The sequence below is a fragment of the Thauera sp. SWB20 genome (assembly GCF_000831325.1).
Lineage (GTDB): Bacteria > Pseudomonadota > Gammaproteobacteria > Burkholderiales > Rhodocyclaceae > Thauera > Thauera aminoaromatica.
The window spans coordinates 76992-101930 of sequence record NZ_JTDM01000010.1 but is presented as its reverse complement, the minus strand read 5'-3'; the positions used below and the strand labels follow the sequence as shown (position 1 = coordinate 101930).

Below are 24939 nucleotides of genomic sequence, written 5' to 3'. Positions count from 1 at the left end.
CGGCAGGAGAGCGCGCAGGGTTCAGGACTCCTCGTGCCGGCGCCCGGCCTGCAGGCCGAGTTGCTTGAGCTTGCGGTAGAGGTGGGTGCGCTCCAGGCCGGTCTTCTCCGCCAGGCGGGTCATGTTGCCGCCCTCGAGGCGCAGATGATGTTCGAAGTACATGCGCTCGAAGGCCTCGCGCGCCTCTCGCAGCGGCTGGTCGAGCGACACGCCGCAGGCGCCGGCGCCCAGATCCGGTGGCAGCAGGCGACGCACTTCGCCGGCGCCGATCTCCTCCTCCAGCGTGCCGAGCGCGAGCGACTTCACCGCGGCGCGCAACTCGGGGTAGCCCCCCGGCCACGGCAGGTTGCGCAGCTGGTTGAGCGCGGCGGTGGAAAAGCGCCGCAGCGGCACTTCACCCGCCTCCACCAGATGCAGCAGCATCTGGCTGGCGAGCTCGGGCAGGTCCTCGCGGACGTCGGCGATCGAGGGCGGCGCGAGGCTCACCTCGAACAGGCGGGCGAGCAGCCCCTCCTCCCAGCCCTCGCCGACCAGGGCCTCGAGACTGCGGTCGGTGGCGACGACGAGGCGCAAGTCGTAGCGCTCGAGGCGGTCGAGCGCGAAGGCGAGGTTCTTTTGCTGCGCGCGCGACAGGCGGGCCAGCTCGCCGACGAACACCACGCCGCCCTGGGTGGACTGCAACTGGGTGATGTCGAGCGGCGCGGTGACGGCGGCGAGGTCGAGCCAGGGGGCGTTGGCGGGTTGCACGCTGCGTGCGACCAGTTCGGCGAGCGACCCCGCGCCGACGCGCAGCAGCAGCACGCGAGAACTGCCGACGATCTGCTCGAGCCGGCGGCGCAGCTCGCGCAAGGGCACGGAGCGATGAAAGGCGGCGAGTGTCGGTGCCGACTGCACGCCGGGCGCCTGCGGACGCTGCAGCCCGCGCTTGACCGCGGCGAGCAGCTTCTGCAGCGCGATCGGCTTTTCCAGATAGTCGATCGCGCCGATGCGGGTGGCCTCGACCGCGGTGTCGATGGTGCCGTGCCCCGACATCATCACCACCGGCATGTTGAGCTGGCCATTGGCCGCCCATTCCTTGAGCAGGGTGATGCCGTCGGTGTCGGGCATCCAGATGTCGAGCAACACCATGTCCGGACGCACTGCGTTGCGTGCTGCGCGCGCGGCGGTGGCATTCTCGGCGAGCAGGATGTCGTGCCCCTCGTCGCGGAGGATCTCCGAGAGCAGTTCGCGGATGCCGATTTCGTCGTCAACGATCAGAATCTTTGCCATTTTTCTTCGTCATGCTTCCTTGTTTTCGGCCAGCCGCAGGCGGATGCGCACTTCGGCGCCACCGCCCTCGCGGTTGCTGAGGCGGACCTCGCCGCCATGCTCGTCGACGATCTTCTTGACCATCGCCAAGCCCAGGCCGGTGCCGCGCGACTTGGTAGTGAAATAGGGCTCGAAGGCGCGCGCCAGGACTTCGGGCGGAAAACCCGGGCCATTGTCGCGACACAGCAGCAGCGCGCTCTCGCCGTCACGACGGGTGATCACCGAGATCTCCGCGTCCTCCTGCGCGCCAAGCGCGTCCTGCGCATTTTGCAGCATGTTGTGGATCACCTGCCGGATCTGCGTCGGATCGCCCTGCACCGGAGGCAGCGCTCCCCCCAGCTCGGTGCGGATCTGCACCGCGGCACTCTCGTACAGGTGGAGCACCTCGCGGATCAGCGCGTTGAGGTCGAGCGGCGCGAGCTGCGGCGCCGGCAGCCGCGCATAGTCCCTGAAGGCGTTGACCAGGTTCTTCATCGCCTCGACCTGATTCACGATGGTGGTGGTTGCGCGCTCGAGCATCTCACGCCCGTTGTCGTCGAGGCGATCGGCGAGCTTGAAGGAGAGACGCTCGGCCGAAAGCTGGATCGGCGTCAGCGGGTTCTTGATCTCGTGCGCGAGCCGGCGCGCGACCTCGCCCCACGCCGCCGTACGCTGCGCGGCGATCAGGCTGGAGATGTCGTCGAACACCACCACCAAGCCGCCCCCCGTGCTCTCGGGCAGGCGCGAGCCGCGAATCAGCAGGGTGCGCGGCGGGCGGTCCCTGACCGGCAACTCCATCTGCTTCTGCCAGTCTCCCGTGTTGGCGGTGAAGCCCTCGCGCAGCATGTGGCCGAGCTCGGCCTGGCGTGGCCAGGCCTCGAGCGGGATGTCCTCGAATCCGCCCAGATCATCCTCGAGGATTTGCAGCGCACCATGGTTGGCGGCGCGCAGGTGACCGTCGGCCGAGAAGGCGAGGACGCCGGTGGACAGATTCGCCAGCACCGACTCCAGGTAGGCGCGCGCAGCCTCGACCTCGGCGCGATTGCGGTCGGCCGCCGCGCGCGCCTCCTGCAGCTGGCGCGTCATGCGATTGAAGGACTGCGTCAGCACGCCGAGTTCGTCGTTCGCCGGCAAGGCCTGGCGCGGGCTGAAATCGCCCTGCGCCACCGCCTGCGTGCCCTCGGCCAGGATCAGCAGCGGTTGCGCCAATCGACGCGCGATCAGCACCGCGACCGCGAGCGCGCCAAGCAGCGCGAGCAGCAGGGTCAGGCTCAAGGTGACCGTGTAGATGCGCTTGAGCCCGCTGCGTCCGAGCGTCAGCTGCTGGTACTCGCGGTATGCCTCCTGGACCGCCTCGGCATTGCGACCGAAGGATTCGGGGACCGGCTGCTGCAGCATCAGCAGATTGGACTCGCCCGCCAGCGTGCGCACCGGGATCGGCGTCAGCACGCGGATCACCAGGCGACCGTCGGGTTCGGCGATCACAGAATGAAAATGGCGGCTCTGACGGGCCTGTCGCAGTTCGGCCGTGCCCGGAAGCTCGGGAAGCAGCGTCCGGCCCGACTCGGCCGCGGTGGCGAGCACCTGGCCCGCGGGGGCAAGGATGGTGGCGCTCGCGATCCCGGCCTGCTCGCGCAGCCGATTCAGCCGGGTACCCGCGCCCTGCCCGGCCCCCTCGAGCTCCAGCACCATGTCGTCCGCCTTGTCTCGCACCTGGCTCACCAGGTAATCGAGCGCGTTCTGGCCGAGCGCGATCCCGCCTTCGAGCGCCGAATCGACCCGCACGTCGAACCAGGATTCGATGCTGCGCACCACGAACTGCAGGGACACGCCGTAGATCACCAGCCCCGGCACCACGCCCATCAGCGCGAACATCAGCACCAGGCGCATCTTGAGACGGGAACCGAACTGCCCCTCGCGGTGCTCGCGCAGCAGGCGATGCAGCTGCATGCCGACGAGCGCGGCGAGGACCACGGCCATGCCGCCGTTGAGCGCGAGCAACCAAGGATAGCTGGTCGCGAACAGGGTGGTGTTCGAACTCGCCGAGGTGAGCAGGAACAACGAGATCCCCGACAGCGCTGCGGCGACGGCGAGCAGGACGCGCTTCATCGGAACCCCGGCGCCCCCGGCAGGAAGGTCCAGCGCACCCACTCGGTCTCGACGTTCCAGTCGTTGCTGCCGATCGCGGTGACCTGAAAAGGCTTGGGAAGCTGGCTGGTGTCGAGCCGGAAGCGAAGGGAAACCTCGTGCGAGACCCCGGACTGGAGGACGCCGGTCTCCGCGACAAGCCAGTTGCGCACGCGCTGCATGGTGCGCAGCGCCTCGTCGAGTTCGTCGAAGTTCTGGTGCAGATTGCCGACCGAGAGCCGGAAGCTGCGCGTGATCGCGTGGTAATAGAGCCGGTAGTCCAGGCTACGACGCGCCACCGTCTCGTTGAGCCAGTACCAGCGCGGGCGCTCGATCAGCACCTCGGTGGTGAAGTAAAGCGAGACGCCGCGCGTGACCACATCGATCAGGCGGGGATTGAGATCGATCGCGATATCCGCGTTGAGGACATAACCGCCGTCACCGGGCACGATCTCGGCGCTGCGGATGACGCTCTCCGCGCGTACGCTCAGCGCCCACAACAAGAGCAGCGCGGCCACGGCGAAGCGAACGGCGCGCTCAGGGCCGCTTGCGGAGGAGCGCGTAATAGAAGCCGTCATGGTCGGCACAAGGCAGCAGCTGCAGGTCGGAAGATCCGCGAATCGGGAGTCGCTCCGCGTCGGCATGGCGGACGCAGAAGCGGGCGACCTGACCGGCGTTTTCCTCGTCGAACACCGAGCAGGTGACGTAGAGCATTGTGCCACCCGGGGCGAGCGTGCGCCAAAGTGCCTCCAGGATTTCCGCCTGCTGTGCGGCAAAGTTGGCGATATCGCTGTCCCGGCGCAACCACTTGATGTCCGGATGTCGGCGCACCACGCCGGAGGCCGAGCACGGCACATCGGCCAGGATGCGGTCGAAGGGACGACCATCCCACCACGCTGCCAGGCGGCGGCAGTCGGCGACCTTCAGCTCCGCGCGCAGGCCGAGGCGGTCGAGGTTGCGCGCCACCCGACCCGCCCGCAGCGGATCAAGCTCCAGCGCGAGCACGTCCGCATCGGCCCTCTCGAGGATGTGTGCAGTCTTGCCGCCGGGGGCCGCGCAGGCGTCGAGCACACGCTCGCCGGCTCGAGCATCGAGCAGTTGCTCCGCCCACTGTGCCCCCGCGTCCTGCACCGACAAGCGCCCTGCGGCGTACCCGGGCAGGCGTGCGACCGCCAGCGGACGCGCGAGCACCAGCGCGTCGTTGTCGAGTCGCCTGAACTCCAGCCCGGCTGCGGCAAGCTCCGCCTCGACCTCGGCCAACGTCGCACGGCGCGGATTGACCCGCAAGGCCATGGGGGGACGCGTATTGCCGGCCGCGAGCAGATCCTGCCAGGCCTGAGGATGCGCGCTGCGCACACGCTCCACCCACCAGGCCGGAAAGGCATGACGCGCCTCGGGCTCGGCCTCGATCCAGCCTTGCCACTCCGACTGCCGACGCAGGGCATTGCGCAGCACACCGTTGACCAGGTTGCGCAGGCCGGGCATCGCCACGGCCGTGGCGCCCACAGCCTGATCGACCACCGTGTGGGCTTGCTCGGGGCGCTGCGTCAGGCGCTGCAGGGCAACCAGCAGAAGCGCCCGAATCTCCACCGGAGGAGGACTATGCAGCAGGCGGGAAAGGATCGCATCACCGCGCCCGAACTCGCGCAAGGTCGACCAGGCGAGGTCGCGCACGGCGCCACGCGTGCCTTCCGGCCACTCCGGATGCCCGGCCTGCATGCGCTCGAAGGCATCGGTCAGGTTGGCGCCGTCGATCACGCCAGCGACCAGTTCGGTTGCCCGTGCGAGCGCGTAGCCGAGGCTGTCGATGGGCTGTTCCGGAGCACGGCGTGGGGCACCACGCACACCGGCTGTGCGGGAGCGGGGCGAGCCGGCGGCCGGCAGGGCGGACCGTCGGTCTTTGGGGTGGGCTGGGGTCAAGGTCTGGAGAACGGCCGAAGAAGCGGCACTGGCTCAGGCCAGCAAGGCACGCAGATGATTGGGCAGGGCGAACTGCGCACAGTGTACCGCACCATTGAAGTGCTGCAGTTCGCGGATGGCGCGCTCGGCAAGACGGCGGTCCACCTCGTTCGCGTCGAGCGCAGCCGGGTCGAGCGTATCGGACGCGCAGGCCATGCCCCAGAGGCTCCCATAGAGCGGAATGTAGAGGAAGTACGGCCGCACCCGCGCAAACACCCGACGCAGGCGGGCGAGCAACTCTCGCACACGCTCGGGCTGGAATACCGGCGTACCGATATGCAGCGTCAGCGCCCCGCCCTCGGCCAGCAGGGCCTTGCAGGCTGCGAAGAAGTCGGCGGTGTAGAGCGCTTCCGCCGGCCCGATCGGGTCGGTCAGATCGAGCACGATCAGGTCGTAGCGCTCGCCCGCGGCGGGAGCATGCTCGCACACATGGGCCATCCCGTCCCCGATGCGGATCTCCACGCGGGGATCGTCGAGGGCGCCATGATGCACGGCGTCGAGGTAGCGCCGGGCGATGTCGACCACCTTCGCGTCGAGCTCGGCGATCACGATACGCTCGATGCCCGGATACTTGAGCAGCTCTTCGGCCGAACCGCCATCCCCTCCCCCGATGAGCAGCGCCCGGCGCAGGCCAGGATGGGCAACCCCGGGAACGTGGATCAGGTTCTCATGGTAGTGGAACTCGTCGCGCTCGGACGTCATGAAACAGCCATCGAGGCGAAAGAGCTTGCCGAAGCGCGGCGTTTCCCAGACCTCGTAGTCTTGCCACTCGGAGCGGCCGGACTCGAGCAGGCGCGCACCACGGAGAAAGTAGCCGGCATCCTCGCCGAGGAGCTCGGCGAGGACATCCTTCGGCAGATCGGCAAACCAGGACGCTCCGCACATGATCTTCTGCACTCCACAGCTTTCGATTTCAGGCAGCCACGAACACCGCCCGCCGCCACCCCGGCGGCGTCAAGCCATCCTTCCATCCAAACACGAGGTGCATCCGCACGCGCGGCTGTTCCACGTGAAACAGCCCGTCAGCGCAGGAAGGTATCGTAGGCAAGGCGAAGGATCAGCACCGCTACCACTGCAAGGAACATCTTTCGCACAAAACCCGTACCGTGCCTCAGCGCCACCCGGGAACCGAGGATCGAGCCGCTCAGATTGCACACCGCCATGATCGCCGCCAGCTTCCACATCAGCTCCACATTGCCGACAAAGAAACTGATCGCCGCGAGGTTGGTCGCCACATTCACGATCTTGGCCGAAACCGATGCGCGGAGAAAGTCCATCCCCAGCAAGCGGATGAAAAGGAAGATCAGGAAGCTCCCGGTTCCAGGCCCGAAGAAGCCATCGTAGAACCCGATCACTCCACCCACGCCGAGCCCGATCGCAACCGAACGCGCCCCGTGCTCCGGCTCGGACGAGACCGCGCCGAGATCCTTGCGCAGGAAGGTGTACACGGCCACCAACACCAACAGTGCCAGAATCAACGGACGCAGGATCGCGGGATCCAGGTAGGCCACCGCCTTGGCTCCGTACCACGACCCGACAAGCGCAGCCAGGGCACCCGGCGCCGCGACGCGCCACGGAATCTCGACCCGTCGGCTGTACTGGACGGCGGCACTGGTCGTGCCGACGATGCTCGCGAGCTTGTTGGTGCCGAAGAGCGTCGCAGGCGCGGTCGTCGGAAAGGCCGCAAAAAGTGCGGGCAACTGGATCAAGCCTCCACCGCCCACGATGGAGTCCACGAAGCCGGCAAACAGCGCGGCGACGCCGAGGGCAAGGAAGAGGAATTCGGTTTCCATGGGAGGGGTGTTTCACGTGGAACAGAGAGAGACGGCCGAGGAGGATCGCGACGGTTTGACGCGACGGCGGCCGACGGCGCGCACGCGACACCGGATCCCGGCATGAACGCCGGCTGTCGGCGCGCCTCTGTTTGCGACTTCCGCCGCGCCAACCGACCGACGGTCAGCCCACTTACTTCGATGCAGAAGCGAGCGAATCCGCCACCCCCCTTGCGCTTCTTGGCCTTCATTCTGAATATCGCCTCGAATGGGCACAACCTTGGGCACAAACGGCGCAGCACCCCCCGGAATCTATCAGAACATCAGCCGTTGCAGCCCCAACCCGCCCTGTTGCGCCACCTTCATGCCTTCGCGGTCACCACGCCACAAACAACAAACCCGGCGCACGGCCGGGTCTGGTTGCTGCTGGCGCAGCGTGCGGTCAAGCGCCTCCCCTCTGCACGTCCAGCGGTATCAGCCTCGATGCGGCGTAGCTGCCGACCTCGGCCATTGCGCCGACCGTCTCCAGCGAGTGCGACAGCGAGCACAGCAGGGCGAACACGTCTTCCGAGTTCTGGAAGAAGCCTGAGCGGGCCGCGCTCTCGCCGTCATCGCTCACCATGCAGCCGATATGCTCGGTCACCTTGGCCAGCCGTAGCGCCTCGCTGGCGGCGGCGTCTGCCAAGTCGGTCAGTTGAAACCAGTCAGCGGGCGTCAGTTGGTCGTGCGCCCGCTGCATCAGCAGGTGCATGGATTCGTAGATCGGTCGTCTCATACCTCCCCCCCTTCGGAGTCCGTCAGCGCCAGCGCAAACAGTGCATCAGCAGCGGCGCGCATGATGCCGGTCAGCAGCTCGCGCAGTTCGGCGGCGCGGTCGGCGCAGTCGGTGCCGGGGATCGTGAGCGCGGAGGCCAGCGCCTCGATAGCGGTGATGGCGGCGTGCAGTTTGGCGGTGTCCATGCTCACGCCCTCCACGCGAAGGCGATGCGATAGGCCAGCGCAGGCCCGAAGGCATGGCGCAGGGTGCGGTAGAGGTGCAGGCGGGTGATGGTCGGCGCGGCGTGCGCCTGGATGATGGTGTGCATGGTGCGTGCTCCTGTAGCGGTCTGAATCTCCGCACCCCGCTTTCCAATCGGGGTGGCGGAACCGTGCGGGGTTGGAAAGACCGGCCTACAGGAAACCGGCAGCCCGAAGGCTCCCCGCACGGCCCGCCATTGAGCAGGCGATGCCATGCAGCCGACGTGAAAAAGCCGCGACGTGCGCGGCCTCATCGGCCTGTAGGTTTCGGGCTTTCCAATTCCCGGCACCGTTGTTTGCGATGCGCCTGCATCATCGCCGCGATGTGCGTCACGGTCAAGCGGTGTGGCCTGAGAGTCCGTTTTTGCCGGTAACCATGCTGGTAACCATGGGCTGGTAACCATCGATCACAGCCCGCGTTTCCGTGGATACCCTGCTGGATACCTCGGCCTTGGATACCAGTCGGGCAGATACCGCGCCGCAAGGTCAGCGCCCGGTTCCGCCCAGAATGCCCAGCCGCTTCGCCCACGCGCCCAGCGCGCCGCCCTTCAGTCGGTCATGCTCTGCCTTCAGCCGCCAGAAGGTGCGCCAGTGCATCCCTTTCGGCTTCCATCCATCCGAGTTGAGGATGCCCGCCTCCCATTTCAGCCGCTCCCGGATGGCGTCCGCCCGTCTGGCGATGCGGTCCATCACATCCTCCCGCTGCACCTCGTAGGCCAGCCGGTAGCAGCGCCGACACGCGAACATCGCGCCGCCGTACAGGATCGCCACGCGCCGCCCGCAGCAGGGACACAGGAACCACAGTCGAGCACCGCCGTAGTTGCAGGCCGAGCGCGAGAGCGTCACCGCGTAGTCGTAGTTCTTGCGCTCGCCGCCGCTGGTCGCGTCGTACCGCAGCCTGATGGATGACTCGCCCGCCTCGATGTTGATCTCGGCCCGTTTCTCCCCGCGTCGATACCAGCACCAGCCACCGCGCCAGCCGGGTGTCAGCACGCCCGCACGGTGCAGCTCGCGCACATCGAGCCGCCGATAGTGCGCAGTCAGATCACGTCCACCGCGCCGCCCGCTACCACTTCCGCCCATGTTGCCCTCGCAAAAAATTCACCGAAATCAAAAGGGAGTTTGCGCGCTCGTAAAACGTACCGATTCGCCCGCATCCCTCGCCACCATTGGGATACAGGCGTTTCTGATGATGTTGCGATCAATGCAGCGGGTGCAGGTCGCGTGCATCCTTCGCCTGGATCGCATCCGACAGGCCCATCGCCGCCGCGTCGGCCCTGAGCACATCCATGTGCTGCTGCACCTCGTCTGCGGGGATGCCCAGCTTCGCCGCCAGCGCATCGAGGCTGTAGAACCTCTGGCCGTCGTCGTCGCACACGCACGGCTCAGGGATCAGGCCCATGTCCTTCGCCATCGCGGACATTTCATCCATGAACCACGAAGGCGCGGTGTGCACCACCAGCAGCCACAGGCGGCGTGCCAGGGGATGGTCGTCACCCAGGCCAGCAGCGGTGTCGCGGTACTGCTGCATCAGCGCGGAGAACTCCGGGGGAAAGGTCTTTTGCATGGTGTCAGTCCTCGTGCGGTCGGTAGCTGGCGCAGCTCGCGCCCTGGTCATCAGGCAGGCGACGAAGCGGGTGATGGTCGCCATACGCCCCAGGCAGATCGTCACGCCCTGAGCAGTAGCCCGCCGACAGGCCCGGCCTCCTTCGGTGTCGGCAGGACTTGCAGCCCCGCGCCGTCGTTTCCGTGCGTACCTCGTCGCGTACTGGCGGCGTGCGTACTTCGGGCAGCGGTTCAGCCGCCACCGCATCGGGATAGCCCACCAGCGCCTCGGCATGGTCGGCAGCAGGCGCGAACCACACCTCCATCGGCTCGCGGTCGGCGTAGTGCAGCAGCCAGCGGGTTGCTCGGACGGGCGGCGCGGTGTCGGTCGGCGTCTCGCGGTGAACGTCTCCGGCAAGGGGTAGTTCTTCCCCCGCAGGGTTCGTACATAGGAAATGAAGTTCACCACGTTCACCAACTTCACGCGCCGTCTGTATCTCAGCGAGCAGGCTGGGCTTGTGATGGCGTATGCGCTCGATCAACTCCGGGGTGAGCGCCCCTTTCGGGGCGTCGAGTTGCAATCCGCCGTCGCCGCCGATGCTGGCGATGATGCCCAGCTTGAGCAGTTCAGAGAGGTTCATAGGGTCACAACCTCCCTTTGCGGTGAACGTTGTGAACTTGGTGAACTTGGTTCTCTATTTACGGACTCGCCGGGGAAAGACTCGCCCCCGGCCCTTAGATGGCAGTGCATCCCATCGCGCCTCGGCTTGGTATCCACGGAGAGATGAATACCGATCTGCCGAAGCGCAGGTGCAGCCCGCCGCAGAGCATCGCCTAGACCTTTGGGGCTTCGCGGCCAGTAGTCGCCGCGCTCGATGTTGCTGTCCGCGTTGCGCGTGTTGAACAGTTCCAGCAATCCCTTGACCGTGCCGCTGTAGCGCCCGCCGCTCTCCACCAGTTCGATGCAGGCTTGCGCCACTGGCGACGAATCAATGGTGCGCCGGATCGCATCCCGCCGATGGCCCAGGTACATCGCCAGCCATGCCCCCGGAGTGCCGCCCATCGCCCGGTGCATTGCTTCTCCCAGGTGCGCGAAGTCCGCCATGCGCGGCCTGTCTTTGGGGTCGATATGAACAGCATCGAGTCCCGCAAGCGTCTGAGCAAACAGGTCGAGCAGCCCCGCCATGACGGAAGGTGCCGAACGATCAACGGCTACTGCGTGCTCGGCCTCGGTGATGCGCTCACCGATTACCGGGAGGCAGACTGCAATCGTGCGGTCGAGCAGGTCAGGCCGGGTGACAACTGCGCCGATGCCGTTGAGCATCACCGGGTTGTGCGCCTCGATGATGTGTTCCTCGCCGTTGGTGAAGAACAGGCGTCCGGCCTGCCCGCCCCCGGTGCTGATGGTGCAGAGCGCATCCGACAGTTCCGGCGTGATGCCCGAGAGGTTTTCCAGACTGATGACATGGTTTGCCCCAGCCGCGACAAACACATCCTCTACGCCCTTCGGCCTGCCCCGCAGCATCACCTTGTTGGGGTCGAGGAACAGCCGGATCGTCTCTTGCGTCGTGCTCTTGGCGCTACCTTGCTCGCCAATCAGTTCGAGTACCGGATAAGGCGTGTCCGGCCGCAGGGATTCCAGAATCCACGCGAGAACCAGCGGACGATCTTCCTCCGGCACGTTCACCAGCGCCCACAGCAAGTCTACGTTGCCGTCTGCCGAAGGAACGATCATCGAGCGCATGGCCTTGTTGCGAATGAACCGGACAGGCGGCTTTTCGACAATCGCCCACCCTGTCGTCGTCGTGTGGATCGCCCTCCACTGGTCGTCGCACATGTCGAGCCAATAGCCCGCGCCCGTCTTGGCGACACGCAATGCCGGTGTGTGCTCTGCGCCGTCGAACTTGGCTTTGCCGCTGATGGCGTTGCAGGCTGATTTGACCGTCTCGGACGATGGCGCGGCCCCTAGCCGGGTGTGGCCCAGCCATGCCAGCCAATCCTTGAAGCCGGTCGATTCGACACGCCAGTGCTCACGATGCACGCCACCGTCGTGCTCGCGCTCGAAGCTAGCGAAAGCGTTACCGTCCGGGTCGTGCCACAACTCGCACAGCTCCGAAGCGAGCGCCGTCAGTGCGGTAGCTGCCGATTCGTGAACTTGCGCTCCTGAGTTGTCCGACTTGGTGAAGTCGTCCAGCGTCTCCACGCGCACCAACTTGTTCGCCTGCTTCATCCGGGTGCGGGCAATCTCGTATTCAAGCGGATCACACTCGCGCACCAGCTTGAAGGCACTCATGGCCGACGGGTCGAGGTGTGCAGTCGGGTCGTCCTTCGCGGCCTCGATGATTTTGGCGACCACGGCCAGCGCCGCCGCTAGCTCATCGCGTGCGGGATCGGTTGCGCGCTCGATCAGGTCTGCAATCGTTGGAACGTCTGCCGCGTCTGCGCCGAAAAGATCGGCGGCCAGGGTGTCGATTGCTTCACTCATGGCGGCCCCCTTTGCGACGGAGCATCGCCAAGTCGTTGAAGTCCGAACCCGCCACGCCCTCGGGGAACTCGGGAACGATCAGCTTCGCCCCGGTCGCCTTCGCCGCAGCGGTCGCGTAGGTCACGCCCGGATTGCCTTCGGTGAAGCGGTCGTTGTCCGCGCAGATTACAAGTTCAGCACCAGCCCAGGCGGAACGCGCCGCCTTCGCCACGGCCAGCAAGCTGCCCGCGTTCATCGCGCACAGCACCGGATGCCCGCTTTCCTCATGCAGCGTTGCGCCGGTCGCCCATCCCTCGCAGGTCAAGATCGTCGTCGGGTTGGTGAAGTCGCCAATGGGAGAGAACAGACCACCGGCCCGGCCCGGCTTGAACCGCTTGCCGCCGTCCGCCTGGATGCGCTGCACGTTCCACAGCAGCCCGAAGGCATCAAACAGGGGAACGATCAGCAGCCCGCCACGCTGGCGCAGGTTGTGCGGCCCCACGCCCTTCCTGGTCAGATACGGGTGCGCCGGGTCAGCCGGTGCCGCAGCATCCCATTCTGCCCGCGCCTCGATAGCTCGCGCTTCGTGTTCGGCCCGCCGCTCGGCTTGCGCCTTCAGCCGCGCCGCCTCGATCAGCCGGGAGAACGTCTCGCGCTCGGCCTCAGACATGCGCTTGCCGTCCGCCGCCCACGTCGAGCGCAGTCCGGTTTTCCACGAACCGAACATGCCAGCGGCTCGGCCATCGGGATGCAGGACGTAGTAGCCGTTGCGGGTGCCGGGCTTGTCGCCATGCACATGGAAGCGGTGCAGTTGCCCGTCTGCCTCGATCACATCAGGCGGGGCCAGGCCAGCGTCGAGCATGGCGGTGCGAAACTGGTTGATGGTGTCGTGAATGCTCATGGTCACGCCCCCATCCAATCAACATCGTCATCGAACGGATCGCCAGCAGCCGCGCCGCCCTGGTTCGGAGTCAGTACATACCGCGCTTGGCGATGCGGATCGCGCCCGGCCTCCGACGGTTCGAGCGTCCACGCGGTGTCGATCTCCGCGCCCTGGTTGCGCAGCTCGGTCACGCGCTGCGACGGGTTCATCACTTCGAGGAACAGCCGCGCCTCTGTCGTCGTGATGTGCCCGGCCTCGCGCATCGCGGCCAGCAGTCGCGCCCGTTGCGCTTCGGTGCTGTTACCCGGAAAATCGGCGTGAATCTGCTGAAGCAAGCTCTTGCGGGTCGCGCCGTCGCCACGGTCGCGGCCCGTTCTCTTGTAGTCCATGGCGCGCCCCCTTACCGGATCACGCCAGCTTCATCGGCGCGCTTGCCTCCGCGCCGGCATTGCTCGGCCTCGTTGGCCTGTGCGCGGCTCTTCTCGATCTGCGCCGCCAGCCAGCCGTCAATCTCGGCCTCGATCCAACCGACAGCGCGAGCGCCTACGGCGATGGGCTTAGGGAACGTGGGGTCGAAATCGCCCGGCCTCTTGGGATTCGGGCGCATCTTCGCGTAGATGGTCGAGCGGGAAAGCCCGGTGCGGGCTTCCACTTTACTGCGCCTCAGGATGGTAGGTGCGGGCTGTTTGATTGCGGTCATGCTTGCTTCTCCTTGGAACTGAGCAGCGCGCCCCGGAACGCCCGGAGCACATGACGCACTAGTATTAGCATCCGCAAGTGGTTTGCACGCCCTACAGGGGGTCAGTGCGGAACGTCGCGGAGTTTTGCGGCCTTCTTTGGCACGATGCTTGCTTAATTCACTCCCTTTTCCAGTTGAACAGACCTCCCATGACGGGATCACGCCGCCCGGTAAGTCTTCCCGAAGCGCCCGATGATGACCTTCCGGCCTTCCTCGATCTGCGCATCAACGAAGTCGGCCCACCACTGAAGCATCTCGCGCCGGTGTCCGATGTACTCGGCCCTGTTGTACACGCCTCGGATACCCTTGGTTTCGTGCGCTAGGCACTTCTCGATCCAGTCGGAGTTGAATCCGGCCTCGTGCAGCAACGTGGACGCCGTGCGTCGGAAGTCGTGCAGCACGAAGTCCCGCACGTCGAGGTCGAGCGTGCGAACGGCGACGTTCAGCGTGCTGTGCGCGATGGGCTTGTTCAGGCTGCTACGGCTCGGAAAGATGAAGTCGGAGCCACTTGAAAGCCCTTTCAGTTCCTCGAACATCGCCAGCGCCTGCTTGGACAGCGGCACCACGTGCGGGCGATCCTTCTTCATGCGCTCACCGGGGATCGACCACACCGCCTCATCGAAGTCGACTTCATCCCATCGCGCCTCGATCAGTTCGGACTTGCGCACCATGCACAGGATCAGCAGGTGCAGCGCCAGCTTGTTGGCGCGCTTCATCGAAGACTGGTAGATCGACCTTAGCAGCCTGCCCACCTCGTCCGACGACAGCGCCACATCCCGGCTCTTGGCGGTGGCGATGTACTTCGCCTCCACCGCCGCAGCCGGGTTGAATTTCGTCAGCCCGCGAGCGATGGCATAGGCAAACAGCCGCTTGAGCACATTGCGCGTTGCCAGCGCCATCTGGTCGGCCCCTCGCGCCTTGATCTTGTCCGTGATCGCCAGCACATCATCTGCGGTAACTTCCGCCACCTGCTTATCGCCCATGCCCGGAATCACGTCCTTGTCGAGGATGCGCCGGATGTTGCGCGGGTTGCTGTTGCTCGGCTCGGCCACCTCGCTGAACCACCGCTCCGCAAATGCCTGGACCGTGCTGGCGGCGCGGGCTTCCGCCGCCTTCGCCTCAATCTTCTTGCGGACGTGCAGGCACCAGTCATCGATGAACTTCTGCGCTCGTTCCTTCACCGCCACGGCCACATCATTCGGGATCGCATCACCGCGCTTCAGTGCCATCGGAGATACGCCCCGCTCCACCAGCGCCGTGCAATCGTCGCGCCACAGCCGGGCGTCCGCCAAGGAGTAGGCAGGGTAGTCGCCAAGCGTCACCTTCTCCTGTTTGCCATACAGGCGATAGCGCAGTCGCCACGGCATCGCACCGCCAGGCATCACCTCAACAAACAGCCCACCGCCATCAGATACCTGGAACGGCTTTTCCGCCGGTTTCAGGCTTCGCAGCTTCGCATCCGTCAGTGCCATGTCTCACCTCGCGCTTGTGCCCATGCATTATGCTTTTCAGGTTTTTGTGCCCATCTTACGAAGGATCGCACCCAGCGCCTTAACCCCAATACCAGCGCAGCATTCCGGACCATCCGTTGTTCGCTGTGCCCATCGTGCCGCGCTGTTCGTCTGCGCCTTGGGCGTAAAAAATGGGAAGTTGTGCCCATTATCGAAACCCCCTGTGCCCATCTGCCGGGCACTGATATGGGCACATTCTAGGCGGTAGCTTGCGGAACTCGCAAGACGATACAGGAACAAAAAAGCCCGCATTTACGCGGGCTTGATGGGTGTTCACATGACGCTTTGGAAGCTCGCGGAAGCCTCGCTATTTTCCGATGCAGAAGCGGGCGAAGATCACCCCGAGCAGGTCGTCGGCGCTGAACTCGCCGGTGATCGTGCCGAGTTCCTCCTGCGCGAGGCGCAGCTCCTCGGCAAAGAGTTCGAGCGCACCGAGTTGCGTGCCTGCGGCCTCCACATGGCGGAGCGCTTCGCGCAGCGCGAGCAGATGACGCTCGCGCGCAAGAATCACATCCTCACCGTGCGCATGCCAGCCGGCGATCCGCAACAGCTCCTGGCGCACCAGCTCGACACCCTCCCCGCTTCGCGCCGACACCTGCAGGCGAACCCGTCCGCCCGCCTCCACGCGGCCCGCGGGCAATCCTGCGAGGTCGATCTTGTTCGCCACCATGATGCGCTCTACACCTTGCGGCAGGCGCTCGTCGAGGTCGCCCTCGGCCGCCACGCCCGCCTCGACCAGATGCAGGATCACGTCGGCGCGCGCGATCTCGCGCCAGGTGCGCTCGATGCCAATGCGCTCGACCCGGTCCTCGGTCTCGCGCAGGCCGGCGGTGTCGATGATGTGGAGCGGGATACCCTCGACCTGGATCGTCTCGCGCAGCGCGTCGCGAGTCGTTCCGGCGATGTCGGTGACGATCGCGCGCTCCTCGCCGGCGAGCTGGTTGAGCAGGCTGGACTTGCCGACGTTGGGCGCACCCACGAGAACCACGTCGAGCCCGCTGCGCAGCAGCGCCCCCTGGCGCGCACGGTCGAGCACGCCCTCGAGCGCCTCACGGATGGATTCGAGCCGCGGCATCGCGCGCGCACGCTCGAGGAAGTCGATCTCTTCCTCGGGAAAATCCAGCGTTGCTTCGACCAGCATGCGCAGGTCGATGAGCGCGTCGACGATGCGATGGACTTCCTCGGAGAACTGTCCGGACAGCGAGCGCACCGCCGAGCGTGCAGCCGCCGCAGTGGAGGCCTCGATCAGGTCGGCGACACCCTCGGCCTGAGCGAGATCGAGCTTGCCGTTGAGAAAGGCGCGACGAGTGAATTCGCCGGGCTCGGCCAGGCGGGCGCCGAGTTGCAGGCAGCGCTCGAGCAGCATCTGCATGACCACCGGGCCGCCGTGGCCCTGCAGCTCGAGCACGTCCTCGCCCGTGAAGGACGCCGGCGCGGCGAAGTAGAGCAGGATCCCCTCGTCGATCGGCCGCTCGTACTCGTCGAGGAAGCGGGTGAAGTGCGCGATGCGCGGCTGCGGCGTACGGCCGCACAGCGCGAGCGCGAAGGCGCCGAGACCGGCACCCGAGACGCGGACGACACCGATGCCGCCGCGGCCCGGTGCCGTCGCGATCGCGGCAATCGTGTCAGGCGGGCTTGCCGGCCGACTTTCCACTTTCGATCATCCGCGTGATCTGCCACTGCTGGGCGATCGACAGGCAGTTGTTCACCACCCAGTACAGCACCAGGCCGGACGGGAACCACAGGAACATGAAGGTGAAGATGATCGGCATCGCCATCATGACCTTGGCCTGGATCGGATCCGGCGGCGTCGGGTTGAGCTTCATCTGCACGAGCATGGACACGCCCATGATGATCGGCAGGATGAAGTAGGGGTCCTTGGCCGAGAGGTCCTGGATCCAGCCCAGCCACGGCGCGTGGCGCATCTCGACGCTGCCGAGCAGCACCCAGTACAGGGCGATGAACACCGGGATCTGCACCAGGATCGGCAGGCAGCCGCCGAGCGGGTTGATCTTCTCGGTGCGGTAGAGATTCATCATCTCCTGCTGCATCTTGGCCTTGTCGTTGCCGTACATCTCCTTCATGCGCTGCAGGCGGGGGCCGAGCACGCGCATCTTGGCCATCGACTTGTAGCTCGCCGCCGACAGCGGGAAGAAGATCGCCTTGATCGCGACGGTGACCAGGATGATCGCCCAGCCCCAGTTGCCAGTCAGGTTGTGGAACCAGGACAGCACCCAGAACAGCGGCGCCGCGATCACGGTCAGCCAGCCGTAGTCGACCACCAGGTCGAGGCCCGGGGCGATGCCTTCGAGCTTGTCCTGCTCCTGCGGGCCGGCATACAGACGATTGGACACCGTACCCTCGGCACCCGGGGCGATCGCGGTCACCGGCAGGATCACGCCCGCCGAGAACAGGTTGTTGCCCAGCGCGCGCGCGAAGTACTCGCGCTGCAGGCCCTGCTCCGGCAGCCAGGCGCCGACGAAGTAGTGCTGCACCATCGCCACCCAGCCGTCGCTGGCCGTCTTCGCGAACTTGGCGCTGCCGTCGGTGATGTGCTCGAAGGTAACCTTCTGGAACTTGGCCGCATCGGTGTAGAAGGCCGGGCCCGTGAAGGTCCGCACGCCGAAGGCCTCGACCTGTTCGGCCGGATTGCCGTCGCGGGTGAGCTGGAAGTAGGCGTGCGGCGCGAGCGCCTGGCCCGATTCGTTGCGGATCTCGTAGGACACGTCGATCAGGTAGCTGCCGCGCGCGAAGCGCATCACCTTGGTGACCTGCACGCCGTTCTGCTCGGGCGCCTGCAGACGCAGCTCCACGCCGTTCTCGCCGTCCTTCAGGCGCAGCTCGCCGGCCGGAAGCTGGAACAGGGTCTTGTGGGTGGGCAGGCCCTCGCCGATCAGGCCCGACTGCGCGGCGTACTGGTGCCGCGTGGTGCCGTCGTCGAGCAGCACGAAGTTGCCGCCCGCCTCGCCGCTCGCCTTGTGCTGCTTGAGCTCGAGGCGAACGATGTCACCGCCCTGCGCCGAGACCTCGGCACGCAGCAGATCGGTCTCGACCACGGCACGCGGCGCGGCCGCAGCCTGGGCGGCCTGCTCGCCCGGCACCACCGGCTGGCCGGGCGTGGCGCTCAACGTGGGCGTGGGCACCGCGCCGTCGGCCGGCGCCGCGCTTCCGGCGGCGGCCTGCTGCTGGGCCACGGGAGGCTGGTTCTGCTTGATCCAGCCGTCCCACAGCATGACGAGCGAGAAGGAGAAAATCAGAAAGAGGATGAGGCGGCGTTGATCCATCGGAATCGTTCTGTCTCAGGTCAGGGAACGGGATCATACCCGCCCGGATTGAAGGGATGACAGCGCCCCACCCGTTTCGCGGCCATCCAGCCGCCACGCAACGCGCCGTGGCGCTGCACGGCCTCGATCGCGTACTCGGAGCAGGTCGGGTGAAAGCGGCAATTGCGGCCGAGCATCGGGCTGATCGCGTAGCGGTAGAAACGCAGCAGGGCGATCAGCACGGTCTTCATTGCCGGGGCAGCCTTTGCAGAAGGGAGAGCAGGTCGAGGTTGATCTCGGCGCGCGTGGCCTTGGCCACCGGCGCGTTCAGGCGCACGACCAAGTCCATCGCCGGAAGCTCGATGCGCTGGCGCCGGAAGATCTCGCGCGCGATGCGCTTGACCAGGTTGCGCACGTTGGCGCGCTTGGCCAGCTTCTTCGCCACCACCACGCCGAGGCGGGCGGTGTCCAGACCATTGGGCCGGTAGTGCAGCATGTAGAACCGGCCGCGCAGCGCCCGCCGAAAAGCAAAAACGGATGAATACTCATCCGTTTTGTGCAATCTGTGAGCGCTGCGGAAACCCTGGTCAGCGCCCGTGGGCGAAACCACCTCAGACGGCGAGGCGGTGACGACCCTTGGCACGGCGTGCGCGGATGACCGCACGGCCGCCACGGGTCTTCATGCGGACCAGGAAACCATGGGTGCGCTTGCGGCGGACAACGGAGGGCTGATAAGTGCGTTTCATGATCGGACTGCCAGTGTTAGGTCAAACGCGAGAGTTAAATGGATAATGCCATGTTTGTCAATAAGAATTTTTGCCCGAGCCTGTGGATAAGTCTGCCTCCGCAGTTTAGAATGCTGTCTTTCGACGCCACGCTCCCATGCGCTGCTGCGCGGGGCGAGGCGCGCACAGTGCGCCGCTCGAGTGCACCGTCGGTACCACTCCCCGACTCGTACAGCAACCCGGCCGCGCCCCCAGGCGCCGCGCATCAGGAATCCCGCTGCAGCCTGACCCGCCGCACGCTTTCCCGCCATCCTGCCCGACGACATCCAAGCCCCCGCCGTGACTCAAGATTTCTGGACCTTCTGCCTGTCGCGCCTTGAACAGGAGCTGCCCCAGCAGCAGTTCAACACCTGGATCAAGACCCTGCGGGCCGAACCCGGCGAGGGTGGCTGGGCGCTCATCGCGCCCAACCGCTTCGTGCTGCAATGGGTGCGCGAGCGCTACCTGCGCCGCGTCGAGGAACTCGGCGAAGAGTTCGCCGGCGCCCCGCTCGCCATCGAGTTGCAGCTGCCACCGGCCGGCGCCGCACGCCCGGCGCGCGCCGCAGCCACGGCGGATGTCGCTCCGGCGCGCGCGAGCGCGCCGAGGTCGACGATCGAGGCCACGCCCGCCCAGGCGGTCGAAACCGCCGAAACAGCGCCTGCAGTCCTCGATACGGTGGACGCCGCCGAGCCGGCGGAGCCGCCCGTGCGCCCCCGGCGTGCCGCAGCACCCCGCTCCCACAGCAGCGAACCGAGTTCCGGCCTCGACCTCGCCTACGAGAAGACCCGACTCAACCCCGACTTCACCTTCGACACCCTGGTCACCGGCCGCGCCAACGACCTCGCCCGCGCCGCCGCCATGCAGGTGGCGCAGAACCCGGGCACGTCCTACAACCCGCTGTTCGTCTACGGCGGCGTCGGCCTGGGCAAGACCCACCTGGTGCACGCCATCGGCAACGCGGTGTTCCGTCACAACCCGCGCGCGGTCATCCGCTACGTGCACGTCGAGGACTACTACGCCGACGTGGTGCGCGCCTATCAGCAGAAGAGCTTCGACGCCTTCAAGCGCTACTACCGCTCGCTCGACATGCTGATCATCGACGACATCCAGTTCTTCAATAACAAGAACCGCACCCAGGAAGAGTTCTTCCACGCCTTCAACGCGCTCACCGAGGCGCGCAAGCAGATCGTCATCACCTGCGACACCTACCCCAAGGACATCCAGGGCCTGGAAGACCGCCTCATCTCGCGCTTCGACTGGGGCCTCACCGTGCAGATCGAGCCGCCCGAGCTCGAGATGCGCGTCGCCATCCTCAAGAAGAAGGCTGAGGCGCTGCGCGTGCTGGTCGACGACGATGTCGCCTTCCTGATCGCCAAGAACCTGCGCTCGAACGTGCGCGAGCTCGAGGGCGCACTCAACAAGGTCGTCGCCTACGCACGCTTCCACGGCCGCCAGATCGGCCTCGAAGTCGCCAAGGAGGCGCTCAAGGACCTGCTGCACGCGCACAACCGCCAGCTGTCGATCGAGCACATCCAGAAGACCGTCGCCGACTACTACAAGATCAAGATCGCCGACATGCACTCCAAGAAGCGCACGCGCGTGATCGCACGCCCGCGCCAGGTGGCGATGTGGCTGGCCAAGGAGCTCACGCCGATGTCGCTGCCGGCGATCGGCGAGGCCTTCGGCGGCCGCGACCACACCACCGTGCTGCACGCCTGCCGCACCATCACCGAGCTGCGCCTCGGCGACGCCCAGCTCAACCACGACGTCCACGTGCTCACCCAGGTCCTGCGCGGCTGAGCCGGTTGAACGCCAATCCATCGAACACTCCCGATCAACCCATCGACCCGATCTGACGCCATGCTCCTGCTCACCACCACCCGCGATGCGCTCCTGGCCCCGCTGCAGTCGGTCGCCGGCATCGTCGAGAAGCGCCACACCCTGCCCATCCTGTCGAACGTGCTGATCGAGAAGCACGCCGACCAGCTCACCATGCTGGCCACCGACATCGAGATCCAGATCCGCACCACCACCGGCGGCCACATCGGTGGCGAGGACGCCTCGATCACCGTCGGCGCGCGCAAGCTGCAGGACATCCTGCGCGCCCTGCCCGACACCGCCGAGATCTCGCTGACGCTCGACGACAAGCGCCTCACCGTCAAGGCCGGGCGCAGCCGCTTCCAGCTCCAGACCCTGCCCGCCGCCGACTACCCGCGCCTGAACCCGCCCACCGATGCCGCTGCGCACCTGAGCATCGGCCAGCGCACCTTCAAGCGCCAGCTCGCCCAGGTGGCCTACGCGATGGCGCAGCAGGACATCCGCTACTACCTCAACGGCCTGCTGCTGATCGCCGACGGCGGCGAGCTGCGCATGGTCGCCACCGACGGCCACCGCCTCGCCTACGCCGCGTCCGACCTCGAGGCGCCCATTGCCACCCGTACCGAAGCCATCCTGCCGCGCAAGACCGTGCTCGAGCTCGCCCGCCAGCTCGCCGACAGCGACGACCCGCTCGAGATCCTGCTCGCCGGCAACCAGGCCGTGTTCCGCTTCGGCCCGATCGAGCTCGTCACCAAGCTCATCGATGGCAAGTTCCCCGACTACGAGCGCGTGATCCCGACCGCGCATCCCAAGCTGATCCACTTCGCCCGCCAGCCGCTGCTGTCCGCGCTGCAGCGCGCCGCCATCCTCACCAACGAGAAGTTCCGCGGCGTGCGCATGGTGCTCGAGGACGGCGTGCTGCGCATCGCATCGACCAACGCCGAGCAGGAAGAGGCCATGGACGAGCTCGAGATCGACTACCAGGGCGACAAGCTCGACATCGGCTTCAACGTCACCTACCTGCTCGACGTGCTCAACAACCTGAGCTCCGAGACGGTCGACTGGCGCTTCAATGACGGCAACTCCAGCGCCCTCATCACCCTGCCCGGCAACGACAAGTTCAAGTACGTCGTGATGCCGATGCGCATCTGAGTAGCCGCCGCACCGCAGCACCCGTTCTTTACGAATCACCGAGATGACCATGTCCGAACCGCAAGACCAGCCCACCGCATCCGCCAAGGCGCACGAAGACTACGACGAAACCAGCATCCAGCAGCTCGAAGGGCTGGAAGCGGTGCGCAAGCGCCCCGGCATGTACATCGGCGACACCTCCGACGGCACCGGCCTGCACCACATGGTCTTCGAGGTCGTGGACAACTCCATCGACGAGGCCCTGGCCGGTCACTGCGACGACATCGTCATCACCATCCACGCCGACAACTCGATCTCGGTCACCGACAACGGCCGCGGCATCCCGGTCGGCGTCAAGATGGACGACAAGCACGAGCCCAAGCGCAGCGCGGCCGAGATCGTCATGTGCGTGCTGCACGCCGGCGGCAAGTTCAACCAGAACAGCTACAAGGTCTCCGGCGGCCTGCACGGCGTGGGCGTGTCCTGCGTGAATGCGCTGTCCAAGTGGATGAACGTCACCGTCGCCCGCGACGGCAAGCGCCACCTGCTCGAGTTCGAGCGCGGCAAGCCGCAGAACCGCGTCATCGAGGTCGTGGATGGCGTCGAGGTCAGCCCGGCGCGCGTCATCGGCGAGACCACCAAGCGCGGCACCAAGGTGCATTACCTGGCCGACGAGGAGATCTTCGGCACCATCGAGTACCACTACGACATCCTCGCCAAGCGCCTGCGCGAGCTCTCCTTCCTCAACAACGGCGTCAAGATCCGCCTCATCGACCAGCGCACCGGCAAGGAGGAAGACTTCGCCTTCGCCGGCGGCGTCAAGGGCTTCGTCGAGTACATCAACCGCGCAAAGACGGTGCTGCACCCCAACGTCTTCTACGCCACCGGCACCACCCGCATCCCCACCGGTCACGGCCACGACGCCGAGCTCGCGGTCGAGGTCGCCATGCAGTGGAACGACAGCTACCAGGAACAGGTGCTGTGCTACACCAACAACATCCCGCAGGCCGACGGCGGCACCCACCTCACCGGCCTGCGCGCGGCGATGACGCGGGTGATAAACAAGTACATCGAAGAAAACGAGATCGCCAAGAAGGCCAAGGTCGACATCACCGGTGACGACATGCGCGAAGGCCTGGCCTGCGTGCTCTCGGTCAAGATGCCCGACCCCAAGTTCGCCAGCCAGACCAAGATGAAGCTGGTGTCGTCCGAGGCCCGCCCGGCGGTGGAAGAAGTCGTCGCCAGCAAGCTCGGCGACTTCCTGCTCGAGAACCCGATCGACGCCAAGACCATCTGCAACAAGATCGTCGAAGCCGCCCGTGCCCGCGACGCCGCCCGCAAGGCGCGCGAGATGACGCGCCGCAAGGGCGTGCTCGACGGCGTCGGCCTGCCCGGCAAGCTCGCCGACTGCCAGGAAAAGGACCCCGCGCTGTGCGAGCTCTACCTCGTCGAGGGCGACTCCGCAGGCGGCTCCGCCAAGCAGGGCCGCGACCGCAAGTTCCAGGCGATCCTGCCGCTCAAGGGCAAGATCCTCAACGTCGAGAAGGCGCGCTTCGACAAGCTGCTGCAGAGCCAGGAGATCGCCACCCTCATCACCGCGCTCGGCACCAGCATCGGCAAGGACGACTACAAGCCCGAGAAGCTGCGCTACCACCGCATCATCCTGATGACCGACGCCGACGTCGACGGCGCCCACATCCGCACCCTGCTGCTCACCTTCTTCTACCGCCAGATGCCCGAGCTGGTCGAGCGCGGCCACATCTACATCGCCCAGCCGCCGCTGTACAAGATCAAGCACGGCAAGAGCGAGATGTACATCAAGGACGACAGCGAGCTCTCCAACCACCTGCTGCGCCTCGCCCTCGACGGCGCCGTGCTGGTGCCGCGCGAAGGCGCCGATCCGATCAGCGAAGAGGCCCTCGGCGGCCTGGCGCGCACCTACCTGCTCGCCGAAGCCGTCACCCGGCGCCTGGCCAGCTACATCGACCCCGAAGTGCTGCAGGTGATGCTGGCGCACGACATCGAAGTCAGCCTCGACGACGAAGCCGCCGCCCGCGCCTCGGCCGAGCGCATCCAGCCCCACCTGCCCGAAGGCCTGCAGATCTACGCCGAATACCACGACGAAGCCGAGGGCTGGCGCCTCACCATCGAGCGCCTGCACCACGGCAACCGCAAGTTCGGCTGGGTCGAGCACGACTTCCTCGTCTCCGGCGACTACCGCGCCATCCGCAACGCCGCCGAAGCCATCTCCGGCCTCATCGGCCCCGGCGCCGAGATCCGCCGCGGCGAAAAGCGCCAGACCGTCTCCCGCTTCGCCGACGCCATCAAGTGGATGCTCGCCGACGTCGAACGCGGCATCACCAAGCAGCGCTACAAGGGTCTGGGCGAGATGAACCCCGAGCAGCTGTGGGAGACCACCATGGACCCCGCGGTGCGCAGGCTGCTGCGCGTGCAGATCGACGACGCGATCGCGGCGGACGAGATCTTCACCACGCTGATGGGCGACAACGTCGAGCCGCGCAGGGCGTTCATCGAGGGCAACGCGCTGTATGCGCAGAACATCGATGTGTGACACCTGTAGCGGCGACCATAAACTGGCAAATGGCTAGCCAATTATTGGCAGACGGCCAGGAAGGGCGGGCGAATCCGATGGGTT

At 66.4% G+C, this 24939-nt stretch carries 25 protein-coding genes; 3 read left to right on the top strand and 22 right to left on the bottom strand.

Annotated elements, in window-relative coordinates:
• Window positions 1-21: 21 nt before the first annotated feature.
• The 22 genes from PO78_RS01920 to rpmH form a co-directional block, all read right to left on the bottom strand.
• Complete coding sequence (locus PO78_RS01920) at window positions 22-1269, bottom strand: sigma-54-dependent transcriptional regulator (protein ID WP_012586320.1); 1248 nt, start codon at window positions 1267-1269, stop codon at window positions 22-24.
• A gap of 9 nt (window positions 1270-1278) precedes the next feature.
• Window positions 1279-3396 (bottom strand): sensor histidine kinase, encoded by a 2118-nt coding sequence (locus tag PO78_RS01915; protein ID WP_012586321.1) that lies wholly within the window; start codon window positions 3394-3396, stop codon window positions 1279-1281.
• Window positions 3393-3992, bottom strand: coding sequence for a DUF4390 domain-containing protein (locus PO78_RS01910; protein ID WP_012586322.1), 600 nt, complete (start codon window positions 3990-3992; stop codon window positions 3393-3395). Before PO78_RS01910 ends, PO78_RS01915 begins: the two co-directional genes overlap by 4 nt.
• A complete protein-coding gene (rsmB, locus tag PO78_RS01905; protein WP_043741746.1) occupies window positions 3952-5259 on the bottom strand; it encodes a 16S rRNA (cytosine(967)-C(5))-methyltransferase RsmB in 1308 nt (435 codons plus the stop codon). The genes PO78_RS01910 and rsmB overlap by 41 nt, the downstream gene beginning before the upstream one ends.
• 108 nt (window positions 5260-5367) lie before the next feature.
• A complete protein-coding gene (gene speE, locus PO78_RS01900; RefSeq protein ID WP_043741805.1) occupies window positions 5368-6258 on the bottom strand; it encodes a polyamine aminopropyltransferase in 891 nt (296 codons plus the stop codon).
• Between the two features lie 137 nt (window positions 6259-6395).
• On the bottom strand, window positions 6396-7166 hold the full coding sequence (locus PO78_RS01895; RefSeq protein ID WP_043741743.1) for a sulfite exporter TauE/SafE family protein: 771 nt from the start codon (window positions 7164-7166) through the stop codon (window positions 6396-6398).
• Window positions 7167-7587: 421 nt separating this feature from the next.
• A complete protein-coding gene (locus PO78_RS01890) occupies window positions 7588-7920 on the bottom strand; it encodes a hypothetical protein (protein ID WP_156147755.1) in 333 nt (110 codons plus the stop codon).
• On the bottom strand, window positions 7917-8105 hold the full coding sequence (locus PO78_RS01885) for a hypothetical protein (protein WP_043741737.1): 189 nt from the start codon (window positions 8103-8105) through the stop codon (window positions 7917-7919). The genes PO78_RS01890 and PO78_RS01885 overlap by 4 nt, the downstream gene beginning before the upstream one ends.
• 2 nt (window positions 8106-8107) lie before the next feature.
• The gene (locus tag PO78_RS23490; protein WP_269429715.1) at window positions 8108-8230 is read right to left on the bottom strand and encodes a hypothetical protein; all 123 of its coding nucleotides are present in this window, start codon (window positions 8228-8230) and stop codon (window positions 8108-8110) included.
• A 418-nt stretch (window positions 8231-8648) separates the two neighbouring features.
• Window positions 8649-9179, bottom strand: coding sequence for a hypothetical protein (locus PO78_RS01880; protein ID WP_231570592.1), 531 nt, complete (start codon window positions 9177-9179; stop codon window positions 8649-8651).
• A gap of 184 nt (window positions 9180-9363) precedes the next feature.
• A complete protein-coding gene (locus PO78_RS01875) occupies window positions 9364-9729 on the bottom strand; it encodes a hypothetical protein (protein ID WP_043741730.1) in 366 nt (121 codons plus the stop codon).
• 4 nt (window positions 9730-9733) lie between these two features.
• Complete coding sequence (locus PO78_RS01870; RefSeq protein WP_043741728.1) at window positions 9734-10348, bottom strand: hypothetical protein; 615 nt, start codon at window positions 10346-10348, stop codon at window positions 9734-9736.
• Window positions 10345-12192, bottom strand: a complete 1848-nt coding sequence (locus tag PO78_RS01865; protein ID WP_052484340.1) for a hypothetical protein — start codon at window positions 12190-12192, stop codon at window positions 10345-10347. The genes PO78_RS01870 and PO78_RS01865 overlap by 4 nt, the downstream gene beginning before the upstream one ends.
• Window positions 12185-13072 carry a toprim domain-containing protein gene (locus tag PO78_RS01860; protein WP_043741726.1) on the bottom strand — a complete coding sequence of 296 codons (888 nt, stop codon included), beginning with the start codon at window positions 13070-13072 and terminating at the stop codon, window positions 12185-12187. The genes PO78_RS01865 and PO78_RS01860 overlap by 8 nt, the downstream gene beginning before the upstream one ends.
• Before the next feature lie 2 nt (window positions 13073-13074).
• The gene (locus tag PO78_RS01855; RefSeq protein ID WP_082047674.1) at window positions 13075-13443 is read right to left on the bottom strand and encodes a helix-turn-helix domain-containing protein; all 369 of its coding nucleotides are present in this window, start codon (window positions 13441-13443) and stop codon (window positions 13075-13077) included.
• Window positions 13444-13454: 11 nt separating this feature from the next.
• Window positions 13455-13754 (bottom strand): helix-turn-helix transcriptional regulator, encoded by a 300-nt coding sequence (locus PO78_RS01850; protein WP_082047673.1) that lies wholly within the window; start codon window positions 13752-13754, stop codon window positions 13455-13457.
• A 197-nt stretch (window positions 13755-13951) separates the two neighbouring features.
• Complete coding sequence (locus PO78_RS01845; protein ID WP_043741723.1) at window positions 13952-15265, bottom strand: tyrosine-type recombinase/integrase; 1314 nt, start codon at window positions 15263-15265, stop codon at window positions 13952-13954.
• 346 nt (window positions 15266-15611) lie between these two features.
• Window positions 15612-16958, bottom strand: coding sequence for a tRNA uridine-5-carboxymethylaminomethyl(34) synthesis GTPase MnmE (mnmE, locus tag PO78_RS01840; protein ID WP_043741721.1), 1347 nt, complete (start codon window positions 16956-16958; stop codon window positions 15612-15614).
• Complete coding sequence (gene yidC, locus PO78_RS01835) at window positions 16930-18588, bottom strand: membrane protein insertase YidC (protein WP_043741719.1); 1659 nt, start codon at window positions 18586-18588, stop codon at window positions 16930-16932. The genes mnmE and yidC overlap by 29 nt, the downstream gene beginning before the upstream one ends.
• 20 nt (window positions 18589-18608) lie before the next feature.
• Window positions 18609-18818, bottom strand: coding sequence for a membrane protein insertion efficiency factor YidD (yidD, locus tag PO78_RS01830; RefSeq protein ID WP_004329522.1), 210 nt, complete (start codon window positions 18816-18818; stop codon window positions 18609-18611).
• Window positions 18815-19177 carry a ribonuclease P protein component gene (gene rnpA / locus PO78_RS01825; protein WP_012586328.1) on the bottom strand — a complete coding sequence of 121 codons (363 nt, stop codon included), beginning with the start codon at window positions 19175-19177 and terminating at the stop codon, window positions 18815-18817. The genes yidD and rnpA overlap by 4 nt, the downstream gene beginning before the upstream one ends.
• A gap of 1 nt (window position 19178) precedes the next feature.
• A complete protein-coding gene (gene rpmH, locus PO78_RS22075; RefSeq protein ID WP_002926183.1) occupies window positions 19179-19313 on the bottom strand; it encodes a 50S ribosomal protein L34 in 135 nt (44 codons plus the stop codon).
• A 318-nt stretch (window positions 19314-19631) separates the two neighbouring features.
• Here rpmH and dnaA point away from each other — a divergent pair, with 318 nt between their 5' ends.
• Genes dnaA through gyrB form a run of 3 tightly spaced genes read left to right on the top strand, consistent with a single transcriptional unit; the run spans window position 19632 to window position 24855 of the window.
• Window positions 19632-21134 carry a chromosomal replication initiator protein DnaA gene (gene dnaA, locus PO78_RS01820; protein ID WP_012584160.1) on the top strand — a complete coding sequence of 501 codons (1503 nt, stop codon included), beginning with the start codon at window positions 19632-19634 and terminating at the stop codon, window positions 21132-21134.
• 60 nt (window positions 21135-21194) lie between these two features.
• Complete coding sequence (gene dnaN / locus PO78_RS01815) at window positions 21195-22304, top strand: DNA polymerase III subunit beta (protein WP_043741717.1); 1110 nt, start codon at window positions 21195-21197, stop codon at window positions 22302-22304.
• Window positions 22305-22353: 49 nt separating this feature from the next.
• Window positions 22354-24855 (top strand): DNA topoisomerase (ATP-hydrolyzing) subunit B, encoded by a 2502-nt coding sequence (gyrB, locus tag PO78_RS01810; RefSeq protein WP_012584161.1) that lies wholly within the window; start codon window positions 22354-22356, stop codon window positions 24853-24855.
• The last annotated feature ends 84 nt before the right edge of the window (window positions 24856-24939 follow it).